This window comes from Ruegeria sp. HKCCE4148 (assembly GCF_017872495.1).
Lineage (GTDB): Bacteria > Pseudomonadota > Alphaproteobacteria > Rhodobacterales > Rhodobacteraceae > Ruegeria.
Genome location: NZ_JAEDOS010000002.1, coordinates 943,918 through 961,211 on the forward strand (window position 1 = coordinate 943,918; position 17,294 = coordinate 961,211).

The window sequence follows — 17,294 nt, forward strand, 5'->3', positions numbered from 1 at the left end:
CTGAGCACATGCCAATCTACAATGGCGGTCAAAACATTTGCGGGGCTTCGATCGGGGTTTTGTGCCTTGAAAGTTATTTCCCCAAACCCCCAGGACACATCAAGAATCCGTCCAGCCTTCCGTTTCCGGTGCTCTACGAAATGATAAGCGGGATCACCGTCCCTACCCTTCTAAACAACCCAACGCCTGAGTTGCTGGCTCCATTTATTGAGGGCGCAAAACGCCTTGAAGCCGAAGGTGTTCGGGCCATCACCGGAAGCTGCGGTTTTCTGGCGTTGTTCCAAAAAGAACTGGCCGCGGCTGTTTCTGTACCTGTCTTTGCATCCAGTCTTATTCAGGTGCCTCTGGCCTTTCATATGACCGGAGCAAGTGCTCCAGTGGGCGTGCTGACTGCAGACGCTTCAGCGCTGACAGCGAAGCACTTCGAAGGTGTCGGAGCAGCTACCATCCCCGTTGCAGTGCAAGGTTTAGAAGACACCAATGAATTCGCAGAGGTGATCTTACGGAACACGCGGACACGCATGGACACCGACCTGATCGAGGCCGAAGTTCTGGAAGCTGCGCGAAAGCTCATACAACGTGCACCTGATATTCGGTCGCTGGTTTTGGAATGTACCGATTTGCCGCCATATGCCGCGCTCCTTCAGGAAGAGCTGCGTCTTCCAGTCTTCGATTTGACGACATTGGCACAGATGGCGCATACCGTTGCCACGCGCAAAACTTATGGAGGCCTCATGCCTTGGGCGTAAAAGCGCCTGCAGTATCATGAGGGACAACGGGGAAATCAGTGTCCGTTGACTATTCTATCTTGATGGTCGCCATAGGCCTTGGTGCTATGATGCAGGTCGGTGTCGGCATCGGATTTAGCATCATTGCCGGGCCACCGATGATGATCCTTCTTGGAACGGCAACAGCAGTTCCGATACTGCTACTTTTGAACACTGTCGTTTCAGCGGTCGCAACAGACCAACGGGTGCTGAAGAGCGACAAACAGACAATTCGCACGGCAATCATTGGTTGCCTCGTCGGAGTGGTGTCAGGCCTCTCGATCTACCCCTGGCTAAGCGAAGCGTTTGTCCTTGTTCTGACGGCCAGCCTTTTGCTGATTGGGCTTCTTACGACTTTGCTGCCCGTTCGTTGCTCAATTGGTACAGCAGGATTTTCAACCGTTTCCGGTTTGTCAGGGGTGGCAACCGTTTGGGCGGCGACGCCCGGCCCGCTAATGGTTTTCGGATTGATTGCGAAAGGCCATTCCGCCAAAGAGGTTGCAAAACTGGTGCAACCCATTGCGCTGGTGGCGTACGGTATCGCTTTTGTTTTACACTGCCTGACAGAGACTCAGATGCTCAGTTTTGGCCCGCAACTTTGGGGTTTTATCGCGCTCACACTGACAGGCAGCCTGCTTGGTCGCACTGTAGGCCCCCACTTACCGCAGACACTGGTCACGACTGCCATCCGCGTGATTTCCTTTATCGCCTGCGGTGTTCTTTTTCATCGCGCATTGACGATCGCGTAACTTCGAAGGTCAAACCATGATGCAAAAAAACATTCTGGACAGGTTCCCTAGAGCCCAACTCATGTCTGGCCCTACACCCTTGGAGCGGTTGGACAGGCTGTCTTTAGAACTGGGTATAGACCTATGGTTGAAACGTGATGATCTGACAGGTCTTGGATTTGGCGGAAATAAAACGCGGCAACTTGAATTCTACTTTGGCGATGCTGTTCGACAAGGCGCCGACACTATTCTGATCACTGGCGCTGTTCAGTCTAACTTTGTTCGATCTGCGGCAGCTGCGGCTGCCAAATTGGGCATGCAATCCGTGCTGCAGCTGGAAGAGCGTGTACCAGATATGGGTAAGGAGTATTACAGGTCCGGGAATGTGTTGCTTGCAAAGATTTTAGGTGCGGAACACTTGAGCTTTCCCGAGGGCGAAAACGAAGTTGGTGCCGACGCTGCGTTACACGCGCGGGCCGAAGAACTGAGAGTGCAAGGACGCAAACCCTATGTCATTCATCTGGGTTTACAACATCCACCTTTAGGTGCCTTGGGCTACGTCGCTGCCGGACAAGAATTGTGCCAGCAGATGTCGAATGTTGACGCGGTCGTCGTCCCTTCAGGTAGCGGCGCAACACACGCTGGTATATTGGCAGGCCTCGCGCTGGAAAAGAATGCCTGTTCTGTGTTTGGGGTTTGCGTTCGCCGAAATCAACACAAGCAAAAAACCCGAATGAACACTGTCCTGCAGAAACTAGCGGATTTGCTGGAAATCGACGCTGGGCCCTTGCAAGACAAGGTCACCGTTCTGGACGAGGTGTTATCCCCTGGCTACGGCAGACTAAGCGAAGTGACCCGTGCAGCCTTGGAAAAGATGGCGCGCACCGAAGGAATATTCCTTGACCCCGTTTATTCCGCAAAAACATTTGCGGGGTTATTGCACCTGCTGAGTAAAGGAGACATTCAGCCCAGGCAAACGGTTGTTTTGCTGCATACAGGGGGGCTACCTGCGCTCTTCGGATACCAAAACGAACTGGCAGACAACATGGAATCAAGCCAACCAAATTAGTCTCAATAGCCTGCCGACTTGCGCGGCAGATTTATTGTTGCTGAACGCGATTGACCTCAACGGCCATCTGCTGTTTGGCGTCGACAAGCACTCAACTCAAGCTTCCTCAACTGGAAAGACATAAGAAATGACCATTACTCGGATCGAAACCGCCCAGCGCATGAGCCGGATCGTTAAACACAACGGCGTCGCCTATCTTTGCGGGCAAACCTCGGACGCAGCTACTGTCGCTGAACAAACACGCGACATCTTGGCCAAGATTGAAGACCTGTTGACCAAAGCAGGCAGCGACAAGAGTCGTATTTTGAGATGCGAGATTTGGCTGGCCGACATGGCAGACTTTGCTGAGATGAATGCTGTTTGGGACGCTTGGGTGCCCGAAGGTCACGCTCCTGCCCGCGCCTGCGGAGAGTCCAAACTCGCCCGCAGCGTCTTGAAGGTGGAAATGATTGTGACCGCAGCCTACGACTGAACCGAAACCCAGGGGTGTAGACGAGATCAGCTATACGTTTTGACGGCATGGCAGCATACGTCCCTGGCTATCCAACAAACGTCAAAGCAGCCGCACAGTTTGGCCAATCCAAGAACCGCGGGTCAGTCCGAGTGTGATCTCCAATCCAAACCTTTAGGATGAATGTATTGACGTAAACTCCGGCATGCCCGCCGGTCAGATGGGTTGCCGGTTTTTCAGCACCCAGTCACGAACGGTTTCCGCTTTGGGCGTCAACGACCCGATCTTGGACCAAACCAGATAAAACCCGTTTCCAGTTTTCCAGGCCCATTCGGGACGCCCCGCCAACAAGCCCTTTCTCACGAAAGGATCGACAAGGTGGTGCCGACCGAAGGCAAACCCCTCGCCCGCAATGGCGGCCTGCAACACAAGAGCGTAATCATTCAGTCTCAGCCCGCCACTTGGCGGCATGTCCTTAACACCAAATTCGTGAAACCACTGCTGCCAGGATGGTCGTTCGCGGATCGGTTCCTCCAAGTGAATCAAACGTTGGCTCAGTAACCCCGGTACGTTTTTCAGGTTTACGGCCGCAGCCATCACGCGGGGCGCGGCGACCGGGTATATCACTTCTTCGGCAATTAAAGCGCATTCGCATTCCGGCCAAGATCCATTGCCACGACGGATGGCCAAACTAATCGTCTCAACACTAAGATCGGATTCCCGATCACTCGATTGCAGACGCAAGTCGATTTCAGGGTGATTTTGCTGGAACGAACCAAGGCGCGGCAAAAGCCAGTAATTGTTGAAGGCAGACGATGCGCTGAGGGTGACATGGTCGCTGCTTGCGAATTGTCGGATCGATGCTGCGGATTGTTCCAATTGGGTAAACGCCCGGGTCACATCTGAAAACAAACGGCTTCCAGCATTGGTGAGAGTGATCTTTCGGTGGCTACGCTCAAAGAGCACAACACCCAATGACACCTCCAATTGTTTGATTGTCATGCTCACTGCAGGTTGCTGAACATTTAGTTCCTGCGCGGCATTCGTGAAGGATTCCGTTCTGGCCGCCGCTTCGAAATATACCAGATGACGCGGTGAAGAAAAATGAGACCAGAGGTTTTGCATAAGCTCCACTTATCCAAATCATATATTATTTCAAGCGTCACAAAGGCGGATTCGAAAGCTATTTTCTACGTACTTGCTTAAAGAGGGGTCCAATGGCTCGTAGGTCACGCACATCAAGGGCACGAAACGCCGTGCAAACCGGCGCTGCTCCGTCTCCCTTCATTCGCCGAACACTGCCTCATTACGACGTGTTGGACGAGGATCAGATCGCCCGGCTAGAGGAGCAGGTGGATTGGATATTGCAAGATGTCGGCATCGCCTTTCGCGACGACCCAGAGGCGCTGGAACTTTGGAAGCGCGAAGGTGCAACCGTCAACAAAGACATCGTGCGCGCGCCGTCCGATTGGATACGCAATCTCTGTGCCAAGGCTCCACGCGAATTCACCCAACTGGCGCGAAATCCTGAACGGTCCGTTCAGATTGGCGGGATGAGCCAGGTTTTTGCTCCGATTTACGGCGCGCCCTTTGTACGCGACGTTGAGGGCGGGCGCCGGTATGGCGATCTTGAGTCATTCGAAAAGCTGGTCAAGCTGACCTATATGCATCCAAACCTGCATCATGGCGGTTTTGTCACCTGCGAACCCTGTGACGTTCCGGTCAGCAAACGGCACCTCGATATGCTGTTCGCGCACATGACCCTCAGCGACAAGCCGCATCTTGGCGCCATTACCGAGATGAGCCGCGCACAGGATAGCGTCGAGATGGCCGAGATCGTTTTTGGGGCCGACGTGATGGCAGAAAACTGCGTCATAATGGGTAACGTGAACACGAACTCACCGCTCTTGGTGGACCGGGTGGTAACAGAGTCGGCCCGCGTCTATTCGACCCGCGGTCAGGGTTTGATTGTAGTGCCCTTCATCCTGTCCGGTGCCATGGGGCCGGTCTCGACGGCCGCATCCGTGGCCCAGGCCATGGCCGAGGCGATGATGGTCTGTGCCTACGTGCAATTGCTGCGCCCGGGTGCGCCTTTCGTACTAGGAAATTTCCTTTCATCAATGTCGCTGAAATCCGGTGCACCGACCTTTGGCATGCCCGAACCGGTGATTTCCAACTATGCGATCGGCCAGTTGGCGCGCCGTGCCGGACTACCACTGCGTTGCGGCGGATCGCTGACCGCCTCGAAGATCGAAGATGCGCAGGCCGCCTACGAATCCGCAGATTCTATGCATTCCACAATGCTGGCCGGAGCGAACTTTGTACTGCACTCCGCGGGCTGGCTTGAGGGCGGGCTGTGCACCGGCTTTGAAAAGTTGATCATGGATGCCGATCGACTGGGATCTTACCAGAAGGTGCTGGGTCAGGGTCTGAACACCAGTGACGAAGCCTTGGCCCGCGACGCCTATGACGAGGTTGAAGCCGGAGGTCACTTCCTGGGCTGTGCCCACACCATGCGTAACTATCAAACGGCATTTTATGAGCCGAAACTCAGCGACAGTGAGAATGTCGAAAGCTGGGAAGAAGGTGGCTCGAAAGACATGCGTCATCGCGCTTATGAGCGCTGGAACCAGATGCTAAACGAATACGAACCGCCCGCGATGGATGAGGCCAAAAAAGAAGAGTTGGCCGCCTATGTTGCGCGCCGTAAAGAGGAAATCCCAGATGCATGGTATTAGGCTCAGGACCCGTTGATTTCCGTTTGGCTGCGTGATTCATCGCGTTCAAAACAAGCGGTGAACATATCTGATCTTTTCTGGTTGAGCGACGAGCAAATGGCGCGTCTGGCGCCGTTCTACCCAGAGTCTCATGACAAACCTCGCGTTGATGACAGGCGTGCCTTGAGTGGGATTATCCTCGTCAACCGCAGCGGGTTACGTTCGCGCAATGAACCCAGGAAATATGGACCACACAGTTGAAGGGGACCGCGGCCCCAAGGGGGCCGCGAAAGCCCTGGAAACGCTCTACAATCGTTGGAAGCGGTGGAGTGACAAAGGTATCTTTGCCCGGATTTTGGTTGGCTTGGCTGCCAACCACGGCGAAGAAAAGACGGTCATGATCGATGCTAAACACCTGAAAGTCCATCGCACAGCTTCCAGTCTTGCCGTGAAAAAGAGGCCCTGGACTTCTGATCGGGCGCACCAAGAGCGGCATGAACATAAAGTTGGATGCAGTTTGTGATAGTCAGGGACGCCTTTTGAACCTGTTCTTCACTGCTGGTCAGGTCAGCGACTACATTTGTGCTAGGGCATTTGTCAGCAGTCTGCCAAATGTCGAATAGTTGCAGGTTGATCGCGGCTATGATGCCGATTGGTTCAGAGAAGGGCTAAAAATCCAAGGGATACGCGTGTGTATCCCAGGACGCAAACAGCGCAAAACAACCGTCCGATACGACATGCGCCGCTACAAACGCGCAATCGGATTGAGATCATGTTTGGCAGATTGAATTGAAGGACTGGGGGCGTGTCGCGACGCGGTACGACAGGTGTCTCACAGTCTTCCTCTCAGCCATCACTCTCGCCGGTATGGTCATCTATTGGCTATGAGTTCTGCCCCTAAGTCCGAGAGGCTTCGAACGCCGTCCATGCTTTTTCAAAAGTGTCGAAATCGAACCCTGTTGCGCGGGCGGGTTCAAGGATCAGTTTTTCGGTTTCAAGCAGCTTGATGATCGCCTGCTCTAGATCGTCCACCACTTCGGGTGGGACAACAAGGGCACCATGCCGGTCGGCATGCACAAGGTCTCCATCTTTGATCACAAGGCCGTAGATTGTCACCGGTGTGCCAACTTCTTTCACGTGCACGAATCCGTGGCTTGGCCCGACAGACCCGGCAACTACCGGAAATCCATCCGGCAGGTCGCCGAGGTCTCGCATCACGCCGTTGGTCAGGGCGCCGCTGATGCCGAAACCCTTGTGTACGGTCGTATTGATCTCACCCCAATAAGCGCCGATGCAGTTGGGGTAGTCCGTGTCTTCCACAACGGTCACAGATGGGCCACTGCCCGAGGCCATGTGCCGGTAATAGTCCATTCGGCGCGCGCGGATCACGTCGGGGGCCTCGGTCGGCGGATTCACGGCGGCAATCTTAGCGGTGCGGGCATATCCCACCATCGCGCCTGCATCGGGATCAGAGCACAGCATTGTGCCCCGGGTAAAATCATTGAATCCGCGCTTGCCCTGGGCCACTTCGATGGCGTTGCAAACAGTCGGCGTGTCGACCTTTTTCAGCAGGTCCAGCAGGGATTGTTTCATATCAGCTCCAGCCAGCGGGTCAGAGCCGCCGTGGTTTGTTGCGGTTGTTCCAGTGTAGGCAGATGGCCGGCGTTTTCGATAATCTCCAACCGGCTCTGCGGCATCAGATCGTGCATCAACTCATGCCTTGAGACGGGACACAGGGCATCGTCGCGCCCGCACAGAACCAGTGCTGCGCCGGTAAAGTCCCGCAGGGTATTGCTCTGATCGGGGCGATCACGCAGAGCATTGGATTGATTAATGAAAACGCCCGGCCCAAGTCCCATGGCCATATCCATGCACAAATCCAGAATGGCGGCGCGGCGTGGGCCGTCAGTCAGGTAGTTCGGCTTCATCTCTTCGGCCATCACCTTGTGCAGGTTGCCGCGTTCGACGGCATCGATCTGAGGACTGCGCCTCGCCCTGACCTCGTCCATCTCTGCCATCGGGTTGGTGTCCATCAACGCTATACCAGTCACACGATCCGGTGCTTGACGTAGGATTTCCATCGCCACGATGCCGCCCATAGAGAGCCCGGCCATAGCAAATCGTTCAGGCGCATAGGCCAGTACATCGGCGGCCAGCGCTTGTATCGTGTCCTGTCCGCCAATGGGTGCAGACAGGATCGGGTATTTGCCTGACAGCGCGTCAATCTGCGGGGTGAACAACCGCGCATCGCACATCATGCCGGGCAGAAGGATAAGAGGCGTCATTTAACCAATGCAGCCCCTTCAGCAAGCGCACGCAGCTTGGCATAGGCGATATCCGGGTCGACCGCGCCAAAGCCAGCAAAAGTGCCAAAGCCACAATCCGATCCGGCAATCACCCGCTCAGACCCAACAATGTTAGCAAACCGCTCAACACGCTGCGCGATCAGTTCCGGGTGTTCGATAAAGTTGGTCGTGGTGTCGACAACACCGGGCACCAGAACTTTGTCATCGGGAATCTCATCCTTGCTGTCGCGGAACACCGTCCATTCATGCGCATGTCGCGGGTTCGAAGTTTCAAACAGAACATAGCGGGACTTGGTGGACATCAGCGTTGGAAACACCTTGTCCATGCCGATGTCACAGCAATGCGGCCCCTCGTAATTGCCCCAGCAAATATGGACACGCACTTTGTCAGAAGGGACGTTTTGCAGCGCGTGATTCAACGCCTCAACATGCATGTCGGCGATTTTCACGAATTCATTGTCAGAAAGATCATTGAACAGCATATGACGAGACAGCGCGAGGTCAGGACAATCGAGTTGCAAATCCAAACCCGCACCAACGATGGTCTCATATTCTTCCTTCATCGCGTCGGCCAGCGCGACCAGATAAGTCTCACGCGTTGGGTAGTAATCATTCTGCAAAAACAGGGAAATCACCCCAGGGCTGGCGGCATTCATAAAACCGCGCTCAACCCCGTGTTCCGCCATCGCGGCCTTGAGATTATCTATGTCCTTCTGCAATTCGCCCTGCCCCTTCGAGCGCACCTCACCTACGCACATGGGCCGCGCATATTGCGGCGTTCCGCCGTCATCTGCCAAACGCTGCAGAAAACCCGGAAACATCTTGAGGTCCGCCGGCGCGTTGCGTGGGCTGTCACCGGAAAAGCCGGTATAGCGGTCCTTTACATAAGTGGCATATGAGATTTTTGAGGTCTCGCCGTCTGAAACGATATCAATTCCGGCATCGGCCTGTTTGCGCACCGTCTCAGACACTGCGGCGGTCATACAGGCATCGAATGCGGCTTGATCGAACGGTTCCTCTCGCTCGCGTGCGAAGATGAAGTCAACAACCTCCTGACTGCGCGGCAGGCTTCCCACATGGGTGGTTGAAATGCGGGTCATGTATTCATCTCCCTTCAAATCTTGTTCCTGCGCCGGGCCGGAAACCGGGCGCAGGATGTGCTGAGCATGTCCCGATTGATTTCGGGAGACGCAATTTTGGCGTTATGCCCCTGTCCAGGTTGCGCCAGCCGGATCGTCGGTGGCAGTGATACGGTACAGACCCGCTTCGCCGGTCATCGACGGCTCGGCGCTGTAGCTTTCACCGGGCAGAACCAGCGCGGTATCACCGTTGGACAGGGTGGTTTCGACCTCATTGATTTTGATGCGCCAATGACCGCTGGCCGGCATCAGAACCACAGGTTTTTTCGCTATGACCTGTTTACAAACGGCGGAACCGCGTGTCAGGAAATCCACCTCAAAGCCGGGCTTGTCCTTGATCAGACCATTTTCGCCAATCACGACCGCCGGCTTGTCCGCCGCCAACGCCATCAGGTCCCAGTACCGGGCGACATATTTGCCGATCACCGCATCAACGGGAACCTCGGGGTACGCTTTCATCTCTTCCTCGGTTAACAAGGGCATGGGCTGCACGTTGTGCGGCAATTCCTCGCCCTTTTTGCTGTCATAGAGCACCCCGTTATTGCCTAGAACCAAGCCATGGGCCTGCGCGTCCTGAATAACTTGCGGAGCCCAGGTCACACCGCCACCTGCGTCATCGCCGCCCAGCATCGACATGATCATGCCATAGTCCTGGCCGACATTCTCGAACCCACGGAAGATGCCTGTCGGGATGTTGAAGATATCGCCTTCCTCGGCGATAAACTCTCCTGCGGTCCCGTATCGACCCCAGAAGAACCGCCAGCGGCCTTTCGCAACAAAGAAGACCTCGGCTGTGGTGTGGCTGTGCAGCGAGTTGCGGCATTTCGGAGGTTGTCCCGCTGCTCCGATGTTGAACCCGATCTTGTCGGTGATGTGGACGTGCTGATCGGGGCTTTCGCTGACGCCGCCGCCGATGATGGTAAAATTCTCTTTCTGGTCCGAGCCTGGCGTGTGCGCATCGATGAACGCGGTCTTACAAGGTTTCAGCTCGCCATAACGGACGATGCGGCTTTGAATTGTACTCATATCTTTTTTCCTTTTGATTTGCGTTTGATCGGATCAAACCAAACCTCCCGGCGGGCGATTGTTCAGCCGCCGGGCGCGCAGGCTGGCGCGATGGGCGTGGAACCGCCGTAACGCCTGCCCGGTATCCAGATTTGAGATACGGTGCGGCATTCTAGAGATCGCCGGTTTTCAGCAGAATCTGTTTCCAGATCGAGGTTTCGTCAAACAGGGTGTATTCCTTGCGCAAACCCCAGGGACCGAATTCGGCCTGGCTGATACCCAGCACAAAAACCTCGGCCCCTGTCGGCACACCAAAGACGCCCCAACCGTCATGCTTGCCGTGCAGCGTCCAACGGATCGCGGCACGCGGGGGCATCATCGGATCGTCGCGGCCAATCTGGTGCTGAACTTTGAATTCTGCGTTCGGGAAAGAGGCGCGCAGGCCCATCCAGAACCGATCCACTGGCCCCCAACTATGCCCCGTGGTACCGCCGGGATATTCCGAAAGGACCGCGCGATCATACTCTGCCTGGATTACACCCATATCGGCATTCATGATCCGGGTCAGGATCTCAGAGTATTTCTGGCCCCACTCATTATCGTTGCCATGGCCTTTATAAGGACCGGGCTGATCGTTTGCGGGCGTGTAGGGCTGAACACAGGCGTCGGGTCCGCCTTCGCGTGCGATCAGGTCGCGGGCATATTCCTTGGGATCCCAACCCATCTGCTGGACGATCGCGCTCTGGTCGCGGATCAGCCATTCGTCGTTGATCTGGTTGTTGATAGCGTGGCAGTCGGCGAGAATGCGATAAACCAGCTTTTTAGCGGTTGCATTGCCATAAACGCCGTCGCCCAAATGTGTTGCCGTGGACAGCAGCCGGTGCGACGACAGCATGCCCTCTTCCGGTGTGCCCGACCAGATCACATCCTCGCCGAGCAATGTACGATCCGGAAACTCGGCAAGAGTCGCCATCGTGGCGGCGATAACCCCTTGATTGCCAACCACAACCGAAGCGGGCGAACGCACCACAATGTCCGGCGCATAATAGTGGTGCAAAGTGGCAATGCCGCGATCTTCCCAAATCTCTTTGGTGATGCCGATGATATAGTCGGGAAAATCTTTGAATTTGGGATCAAATCCCTTCATGTCTTCCATCCTTCAGGTATGCGGGCAGAGCCGCGAACAATTAGCGGTCCGTCAATCTCTAACCGGCGCGGACCGACGTCCGGGCCTTCGATTTTGCTCAGTAAAATGTCCACGGTTTCGGCAACCATACGGTTGGCGGGTTGCCTCACAGTGGTCAGGTCATAGGTGGGCCATGCAGCCACGGCCACGTCATCATATCCAACGACAGAAACATCATTGGGCACGTGCAGCCCCAACTCAAACCTCAGAGTATCCATTACCGCAATCGCCATATGATCATTGGCGACAAACACGGCGTCAGGCGGATCAGAGGTAAACATCTCGAGGGTCGCCTCGCGCGACTTTTCGCTGGAAAAGTCACCAACCCCGCGCGCGTGCAACGCGACGCCCGCTTTGTTCAACGCAGCTAAAAATCCTGCTTCGCGGTCCCGTTGGGTCGAGGCCCCTTCCCAGCCCGCAATGTACCCGATTTTCTTATGACCGCCTGCCAGAAGAAAATCAGCCACCTTACGGCCTCCGGCAATATTGTCAGACGAAACCGCTGACATCCCCGGATCGTCCTGAGCCCGGTTGAACAGCACCACCGGAATACCGGCTGCCTGACACCGATCAGACAGATCAGACGACAATGCAACCGACGCGGCAATGATCCCATCCACTTGGAAATCAAGGATTTCCTCGACCACCTTGTCGATGTTCTGCGCCGAGTTCGATGCCATAAAGACCAGCACGTGATAGCCACGTTCCTGCAGCGCGTTCGTCAGCTTTTCCAGGGCTTCGGGGTAGAACTGGTTGTTCAGATACGCCACGACCAAACCAATGATCCGGCTTTTTCCAGAAACAACTGCGCGGGCCAGTACGTTGGGTCGGTACCCCAGCTCGTCCGCCGCCTTGCGCACTTTCTCAGCTGTTTTCTTCGACGCGGATGCGCCGGGCGTAAACACCCGGCTGACCGCAGATTGACTGACCCCAGCCAAACGGGCAACGTCCAAGGATGTGATCTTTTGCCCAGGCATCAGTCTGCTGTCCACCCACCGTCAATCATCATCGCAGTCCCGGTCACAAGCGCTGAGGCGTCTGAAGCGAGATAGACCACAGCCCCCATGATGTCTTCGATTTCACCGGGGCGACCCAGTTTGATCTTGTCCAAAATCCAGGCGCGTTTGTCCGGGTCATCGAAGGTCGCGCGCGTCAGGTCCGTCAGGATAAAAGTTGGGCAGATCGTGTTGACCCGGATTTTCGCGGGCCCGAACTCTAACGCCATCGCCTTGGAGAACCCTTCAACGGCGAATTTCGACGCGCAGTAAACGGCGCGTTCGCGGCCGCCGACATGGCCCATCTGACTGGAGATATTGATCAACGAACCGGAGCGGCCAGCATCGAGCAGGCCCTTGGCGACGGCCTGGGTCAGGAAATAGGCACCTTTGACATTGACGCCCATCACGGCATCAAAATCTTCCGGCTGCGTGTCCACGGCCTTGCTATGGCGGGCAAGCCCGGCCGAGTTCAGCAGAATATCAAAGGGCCCGCTCTGCGCCACGGCTTCAGAAGTTGCTGCCACGTCCGACACATCCAGTTCCAGAACCTCTGCCAACCACCCCCGAGCCGACATGTCCTTTGCAATTTGCTGCAGCGCGCCAGTACGGCGCGCCGCCAGAGTGACCTCAGCACCATGTTCCGCCAGCGCCACAGCGCAGGCCATGCCGATGCCGGACGAGGCTCCGGCAACCAGCGCGCGCTTGCCGCGTAGTTTGAAACTGGGTGTGCTGGGGAATTGGGGCATATCAGACCTCGCCGACCGGGAACGCAATTGTGCCCGGAACGCGTGCCTTGTTGAACTCACGCAGGCGGGCAAAGACATCTACGCCCAGTTGGCGGTATGCGTCCAGCAGATCGACCATGACCCAGTTCTCGCGGATCAAACCACCTTCGAGCCGCCAGAAATCAAGGCTACGCATGGTGATCCGCTTGCCAGAGGGTGCAATGCCCATCCAGCCATCGTGGGTGACAGTCTGGATCATGTCGGGCCAGCCGGTCACAGCTGCATAGTCGCCATCGCCAAAGAAGTGATAGGTGATTTCATCAACGAATTTACCGCGGTCGGGCATGCCGTTCAGAAAGGGTATCTGGTGCCAGTTGCGGAAGCCCGAGATGCCGCGCCCGGTTCCGATCCCGGCAGGGCCATACCAGTTCATGCGCGGGTGCCAGAACTTTTCCATCTCCATTACTTCGGGCCCACCCTGACTGGGGTGTTTCTTCAGGTGGTTCAGCATGTCGACGATATGGTTGCACGAGGCCTGTGATGTCGCCTCATCCCACGGTCCGGGCACGATCCCGTCCAGTGTCACCGGGCCGGGAATGCAGAACTCCAATCCCAGTGATGGGGCCATCGGCCAGGCCTTCGCCTGCATCATCACTTCGGGAATGTCCCAGAGCGTCTGGATCTCGACAACCTTGCCATTTTCGAAGCGGTAGAATTCGTGGAACCGCATATGGGTCAGGTGCCCGGTCGGCGGGATGTCCAGCCAGGGGGCAACGAAAGTACCAACGTAGTGGCCACCACAGCCGATCCAATCATTGCCATGTTCCGTGGGTCCACCCATCACGATCCAGTCGCGACGTTCCAGATCTGGCATGGATGTCAGCAGCGGCGCATAGCAGGTATCGTAGAGCTCCTGCGGGCCGGTCAGGTCACCGAACGGATGCGGCATGTGGATGACGGCGTCAGGCGCAACCACAGCGCCCAAAGCGGCCCGAACGCCGGTTTCGTCAAAGTTGTACATGGCTTCGCGCAAGGGCGCGATCAGAGCCTTGTGAGTAGAATGTGTGTCCATTGCGACATCTCGCATTGTGTTATCTGCTTCTCTTTCAAAATCCGTAACACCTGGTCGATCCCGGGCGCATGTTCTGTGGCGGTTACCTGGCGGTCACGAAGACGCCTCGGCGGCCTCGCGATAAGCCGCGCCTTCACCGTAGGGCACGTTAATGCCCCCATAACGGCGAACTCGGATGTTGCATTGCTCGGCATGGCCAACAAAGCCCTCCAGCATACACAGGCGCGAGCCGTATTCGCCGATCATCGCCGCAGCCTCGTCAGTGATGACTTTCTGATAGCTGTGCGTTTTCATGAACTTGCCGACCCAGAGCCCACCTGTATAGCGACCGGCTTTTTTGGTTGGCAGGGTGTGGTTGGTGCCGATCACCTTGTCGCCGTTGGCCACGTTGGTGCGTGGCCCAAGGAACAACGCGCCGTAGCAGGTCATGTTTTCCAGGAACCAATCGTCGCGGTCTGTCATCACCTGAACGTGCTCGGACGCGATGTCATCCGCCAATTGCAGCATTTCCTCATAGGTATCGCAGACGATGATCTCGCCATATTCCTCCCAACTGACTTTGGCTGTGCTGGCGGTGGGTAGGATACCGAGGATACGGTCGATTTCGACGAGTGTTTCCTCAGCCAGCTTGCGCGAGTTGGTGATCAGGACACATGGGCTGTTATAACCATGTTCGGCCTGTCCAAGCAGATCAGTCGCGCAGAGCTCGGCATCGGCTGCGGTTTCATCGGCGATGACCATTGTCTCTGTCGGACCCGCGAAAAGGTCAATGCCGACGCGGCCAAACAACTGGCGCTTGGCTTCGGCCACAAAGGCATTGCCTGGTCCCACCAGCATGTGAACAGGGTCGATGGTCTGGGTCCCTATCGCCATTGCGCCAATCGCCTGAATACCGCCCATGACATAGATTTCATGCGCGCCGCCCAGATACATGGCCGCGATCACCGCCGCGTTTGGTTTACCCTGAAAAGGTGGTGTGCATGCGATAATCCTGGGAACGCCCGCAACTTTCGCCGTTGCCACTGACATATGCGCCGAGGCAACCATCGGGAACTTGCCGCCTGGCACGTAGCAGCCCACGGACTGCACCGGGATATTCTTGTGACCCAGGATCACACCGGGCAGAGTTTCAAGCTCGATATCCAACATCGAGTCGCGTTGCGCCTGAGCGAAGTTAATCACCTGCTTCTGAGCGAACTTGATGTCGGCCAGCTCGCGTTCAGTCAACGACGCGATCAGGTCGTCGATCTGCCGTTGGCTCAGGCGGAAACTCTCAGGCGAGTAGTTGTCGAATTTCTCCGACAACTCGCGCACTGCGATGTCACCGCGGATTTCGATATCTTTCAGCGTCGCCTCGACGACGGTACGGGTCTTGGCATCGTCTTCGGCCCGGTCGGCCTCGGGTTTGCCGCGTTTCAGATATTCGATTGCCATTGTCCTAATCCTCAATTGTCGGGGCGGGGCGGAGTTTTCTCTCCCCGGTCAAATGTTTCCCAGCCTTCACCATTGAACAGATCAACGCCAAGCTGTGCGGCGACATGGGCAAAATCGACGTTCACCCAGTTGTCGACGATTTTGCCGTCAACGACTTTCCAGAAATCCATGTATCGGATTTCGACCCGCTTGCCGGTCGGGGCGATGCCCAGAAATTCGCCCGAATGCGTCGCCTCCTGTCGGCCGAAGGCCGCAGCCCATTCGCCCATGTAAAGCCGGGCCTCGTCGATGCAGGTCTTGTCTGAGAACGCCGCCTGAAACGGGCGTTGCCAGTTTTCCTGAAACTCTTTCAACCCGGTTTTGGTGCCGCAGCCCTGGTTGCCCAGCCAGCGGAACCCTTCCGAAAAGAACTCGCCTATATCGTCGATGCGGTGGTCGTTCAAACCATCGACCATCCCCTCGATCACGGCGCGGGTCTCGTCGGTTTTGCTCATGTCCGTGTCTTTGGTCAGCACGGCCTGTTCGGGGCGGGAGCCCTTCATGTGTCTCTTCCTTTTTAGGTGCGTGAGGAATCTTCTGATGTGAACCGCGCGGTTAGCGCGCCGACAAAAAATCCCTCGGCATCCGGTTGAGCGCTGGGTGACGCGCAACAAAACTATTTCTTGCAGCCGAGCTCATGCCGCTTCCTTCATATCGCTTAGGGCGGCCATACGGGCGAACACGTCCACACCCAGCTGTCGGTAAAGATCAATCATATCGACCATGACCCAACATTCTTGAACCAGATCATTCTCGATGCGCCAGAAATCTAGACTGCATCGCGTGACCCGACGACCCGTCGGGGCAAGCCCGAGGAACCCGTCTCCGGAGTGAGTGGCGGTGCCAGATGGCCAACCGGTGAAGGCCACCAGATTGCGGTCACCGAAAAACACCCCATCTTCTAAATGGCGCGTATTGTCTGACAGTCCCTGCCGAAAGCCTCTAAAGATTCTGTTCCGAATTCCTGCGTGACCGCGTGCTGTGCCCAACCCGGTTGGGCCAAACCAATAGGCATTGTCGCTCCAATACCCACCAAGACCACGACCCGGGGACGTCGCATCGCCTTGCTTCAGGTCATGCAGCATGTCCCAAACGAGGTGTACTGACGCATCAGTCATCGCCTTGTCATTTGGCGCAGTCACCACGCCCTGCCCATCCGCCGGTCCGGGGCACATCCATTCGACACCCAACTGTGGAGCCATGGGCCAAACGCCAGCCTGAAGCATAACTTGAGGAATGTCCCATAGACCTTCCATCTCGACGACTTGCCCGTCTTCGACGCGCAGATATTCGTGGTAGCGCATGAAAACAGGCTGGCCAGTCGCTGGGATACCCAGCCATTTCGCGTGCAACGTGCCAACAAAGTTACCGCCCAAGCCGACCCAGCTACCACCGGCGGAGCCACCCCAACGCGGGCCTGCCATGACAATGAAATCTCGGCGTTCCAGATCGGGCATAGCAACCAGAAGCGGGCGATAAACACGGCTCCACAGTTCCTGAGGGCCTGTTATTTCGTCGAACGGGTAGCCAAGTCGGATCCTCGCGTTAGGCGCGAAAATCCGCAGGATTTCCTGCTGCATCCTTTGCGGATCGCCGGCCCTAAACGCAGCCCGCAATGGCTGTAAGAGGACCTTGTTCTGATCGTGAATCGTCTCCAT

At 56.3% G+C, this 17,294-nt stretch carries 17 protein-coding genes and 1 pseudogene; 6 read left to right on the plus strand and 12 right to left on the minus strand.

Features of this window, described 5'->3' with window-relative positions; translation table 11 throughout:
• The first annotated feature begins 8 nt into the window (after positions 1 to 8).
• From I9187_RS09455 to I9187_RS09470, 4 genes are all read left to right on the plus strand, one after another.
• Positions 9 to 749, plus strand: coding sequence for an aspartate/glutamate racemase family protein (locus I9187_RS09455; protein ID WP_171176381.1), 741 nt, complete (start codon positions 9 to 11; stop codon positions 747 to 749).
• 38 nt (positions 750 to 787) lie between these two features.
• A complete protein-coding gene (locus I9187_RS09460) occupies positions 788 to 1,516 on the plus strand; it encodes a hypothetical protein (protein ID WP_171176379.1) in 729 nt (242 codons plus the stop codon).
• 61 nt (positions 1,517 to 1,577) lie between these two features.
• The gene (locus I9187_RS09465; protein ID WP_245223162.1) at positions 1,578 to 2,564 is read left to right on the plus strand and encodes a D-cysteine desulfhydrase family protein; all 987 of its coding nucleotides are present in this window, start codon (positions 1,578 to 1,580) and stop codon (positions 2,562 to 2,564) included.
• A gap of 127 nt (positions 2,565 to 2,691) precedes the next feature.
• On the plus strand, positions 2,692 to 3,036 hold the full coding sequence (locus I9187_RS09470; RefSeq protein ID WP_171176377.1) for a RidA family protein: 345 nt from the start codon (positions 2,692 to 2,694) through the stop codon (positions 3,034 to 3,036).
• 195 nt (positions 3,037 to 3,231) lie between these two features.
• Here the strand turns inward: I9187_RS09470 and I9187_RS09475 are convergent, their stop codons facing one another.
• Positions 3,232 to 4,140 carry a LysR substrate-binding domain-containing protein gene (locus tag I9187_RS09475; protein ID WP_171176375.1) on the minus strand — a complete coding sequence of 303 codons (909 nt, stop codon included), beginning with the start codon at positions 4,138 to 4,140 and terminating at the stop codon, positions 3,232 to 3,234.
• Between the two features lie 92 nt (positions 4,141 to 4,232).
• Here I9187_RS09475 and I9187_RS09480 point away from each other — a divergent pair, with 92 nt between their 5' ends.
• A complete protein-coding gene (locus tag I9187_RS09480) occupies positions 4,233 to 5,753 on the plus strand; it encodes a trimethylamine methyltransferase family protein (protein WP_171176373.1) in 1,521 nt (506 codons plus the stop codon).
• 63 nt (positions 5,754 to 5,816) lie between these two features.
• Positions 5,817 to 6,620: pseudogene (locus I9187_RS09485) on the plus strand (IS5 family transposase).
• A 9-nt stretch (positions 6,621 to 6,629) separates the two neighbouring features.
• Here the strand turns inward: I9187_RS09485 and I9187_RS09490 are convergent.
• The 11 genes from I9187_RS09490 to I9187_RS09540 all read right to left on the minus strand — a co-directional run bounded on the left by I9187_RS09490 (position 6,630) and on the right by I9187_RS09540 (position 17,294).
• Positions 6,630 to 7,325, minus strand: coding sequence for an RraA family protein (locus I9187_RS09490; RefSeq protein WP_171176371.1), 696 nt, complete (start codon positions 7,323 to 7,325; stop codon positions 6,630 to 6,632).
• Entirely contained in the window at positions 7,322 to 8,017 is a 696-nt protein-coding gene (locus tag I9187_RS09495; protein WP_171176369.1) for an alpha/beta fold hydrolase, read from the minus strand. The genes I9187_RS09490 and I9187_RS09495 overlap by 4 nt, the downstream gene beginning before the upstream one ends.
• Positions 8,014 to 9,138, minus strand: coding sequence for a cobalamin-independent methionine synthase II family protein (locus tag I9187_RS09500; protein WP_171176367.1), 1,125 nt, complete (start codon positions 9,136 to 9,138; stop codon positions 8,014 to 8,016). The genes I9187_RS09495 and I9187_RS09500 overlap by 4 nt, the downstream gene beginning before the upstream one ends.
• Before the next feature lie 102 nt (positions 9,139 to 9,240).
• Positions 9,241 to 10,203: a cupin gene (locus I9187_RS09505; protein ID WP_171176365.1), complete on the minus strand. Its 963-nt coding sequence runs from the start codon at positions 10,201 to 10,203 to the stop codon at positions 9,241 to 9,243.
• Positions 10,204 to 10,354: 151 nt separating this feature from the next.
• Entirely contained in the window at positions 10,355 to 11,329 is a 975-nt protein-coding gene (locus I9187_RS09510) for an ester cyclase (protein WP_171176363.1), read from the minus strand.
• Positions 11,326 to 12,345 (minus strand): LacI family DNA-binding transcriptional regulator, encoded by a 1,020-nt coding sequence (locus I9187_RS09515; RefSeq protein ID WP_171176361.1) that lies wholly within the window; start codon positions 12,343 to 12,345, stop codon positions 11,326 to 11,328. The genes I9187_RS09510 and I9187_RS09515 overlap by 4 nt, the downstream gene beginning before the upstream one ends.
• Positions 12,345 to 13,112, minus strand: a complete 768-nt coding sequence (locus I9187_RS09520) for an SDR family oxidoreductase (protein WP_171176359.1) — start codon at positions 13,110 to 13,112, stop codon at positions 12,345 to 12,347. Before I9187_RS09520 ends, I9187_RS09515 begins: the two co-directional genes overlap by 1 nt.
• 1 nt (position 13,113) lies before the next feature.
• Positions 13,114 to 14,178, minus strand: a complete 1,065-nt coding sequence (locus tag I9187_RS09525) for an ester cyclase (RefSeq protein WP_245223163.1) — start codon at positions 14,176 to 14,178, stop codon at positions 13,114 to 13,116.
• 78 nt (positions 14,179 to 14,256) lie between these two features.
• Complete coding sequence (hisD, locus tag I9187_RS09530) at positions 14,257 to 15,597, minus strand: histidinol dehydrogenase (protein ID WP_171176357.1); 1,341 nt, start codon at positions 15,595 to 15,597, stop codon at positions 14,257 to 14,259.
• 11 nt (positions 15,598 to 15,608) lie between these two features.
• On the minus strand, positions 15,609 to 16,139 hold the full coding sequence (locus I9187_RS09535) for an ester cyclase (RefSeq protein WP_171176356.1): 531 nt from the start codon (positions 16,137 to 16,139) through the stop codon (positions 15,609 to 15,611).
• A gap of 132 nt (positions 16,140 to 16,271) precedes the next feature.
• Positions 16,272 to 17,294: an ester cyclase gene (locus tag I9187_RS09540; RefSeq protein ID WP_209940148.1), complete on the minus strand. Its 1,023-nt coding sequence runs from the start codon at positions 17,292 to 17,294 to the stop codon at positions 16,272 to 16,274.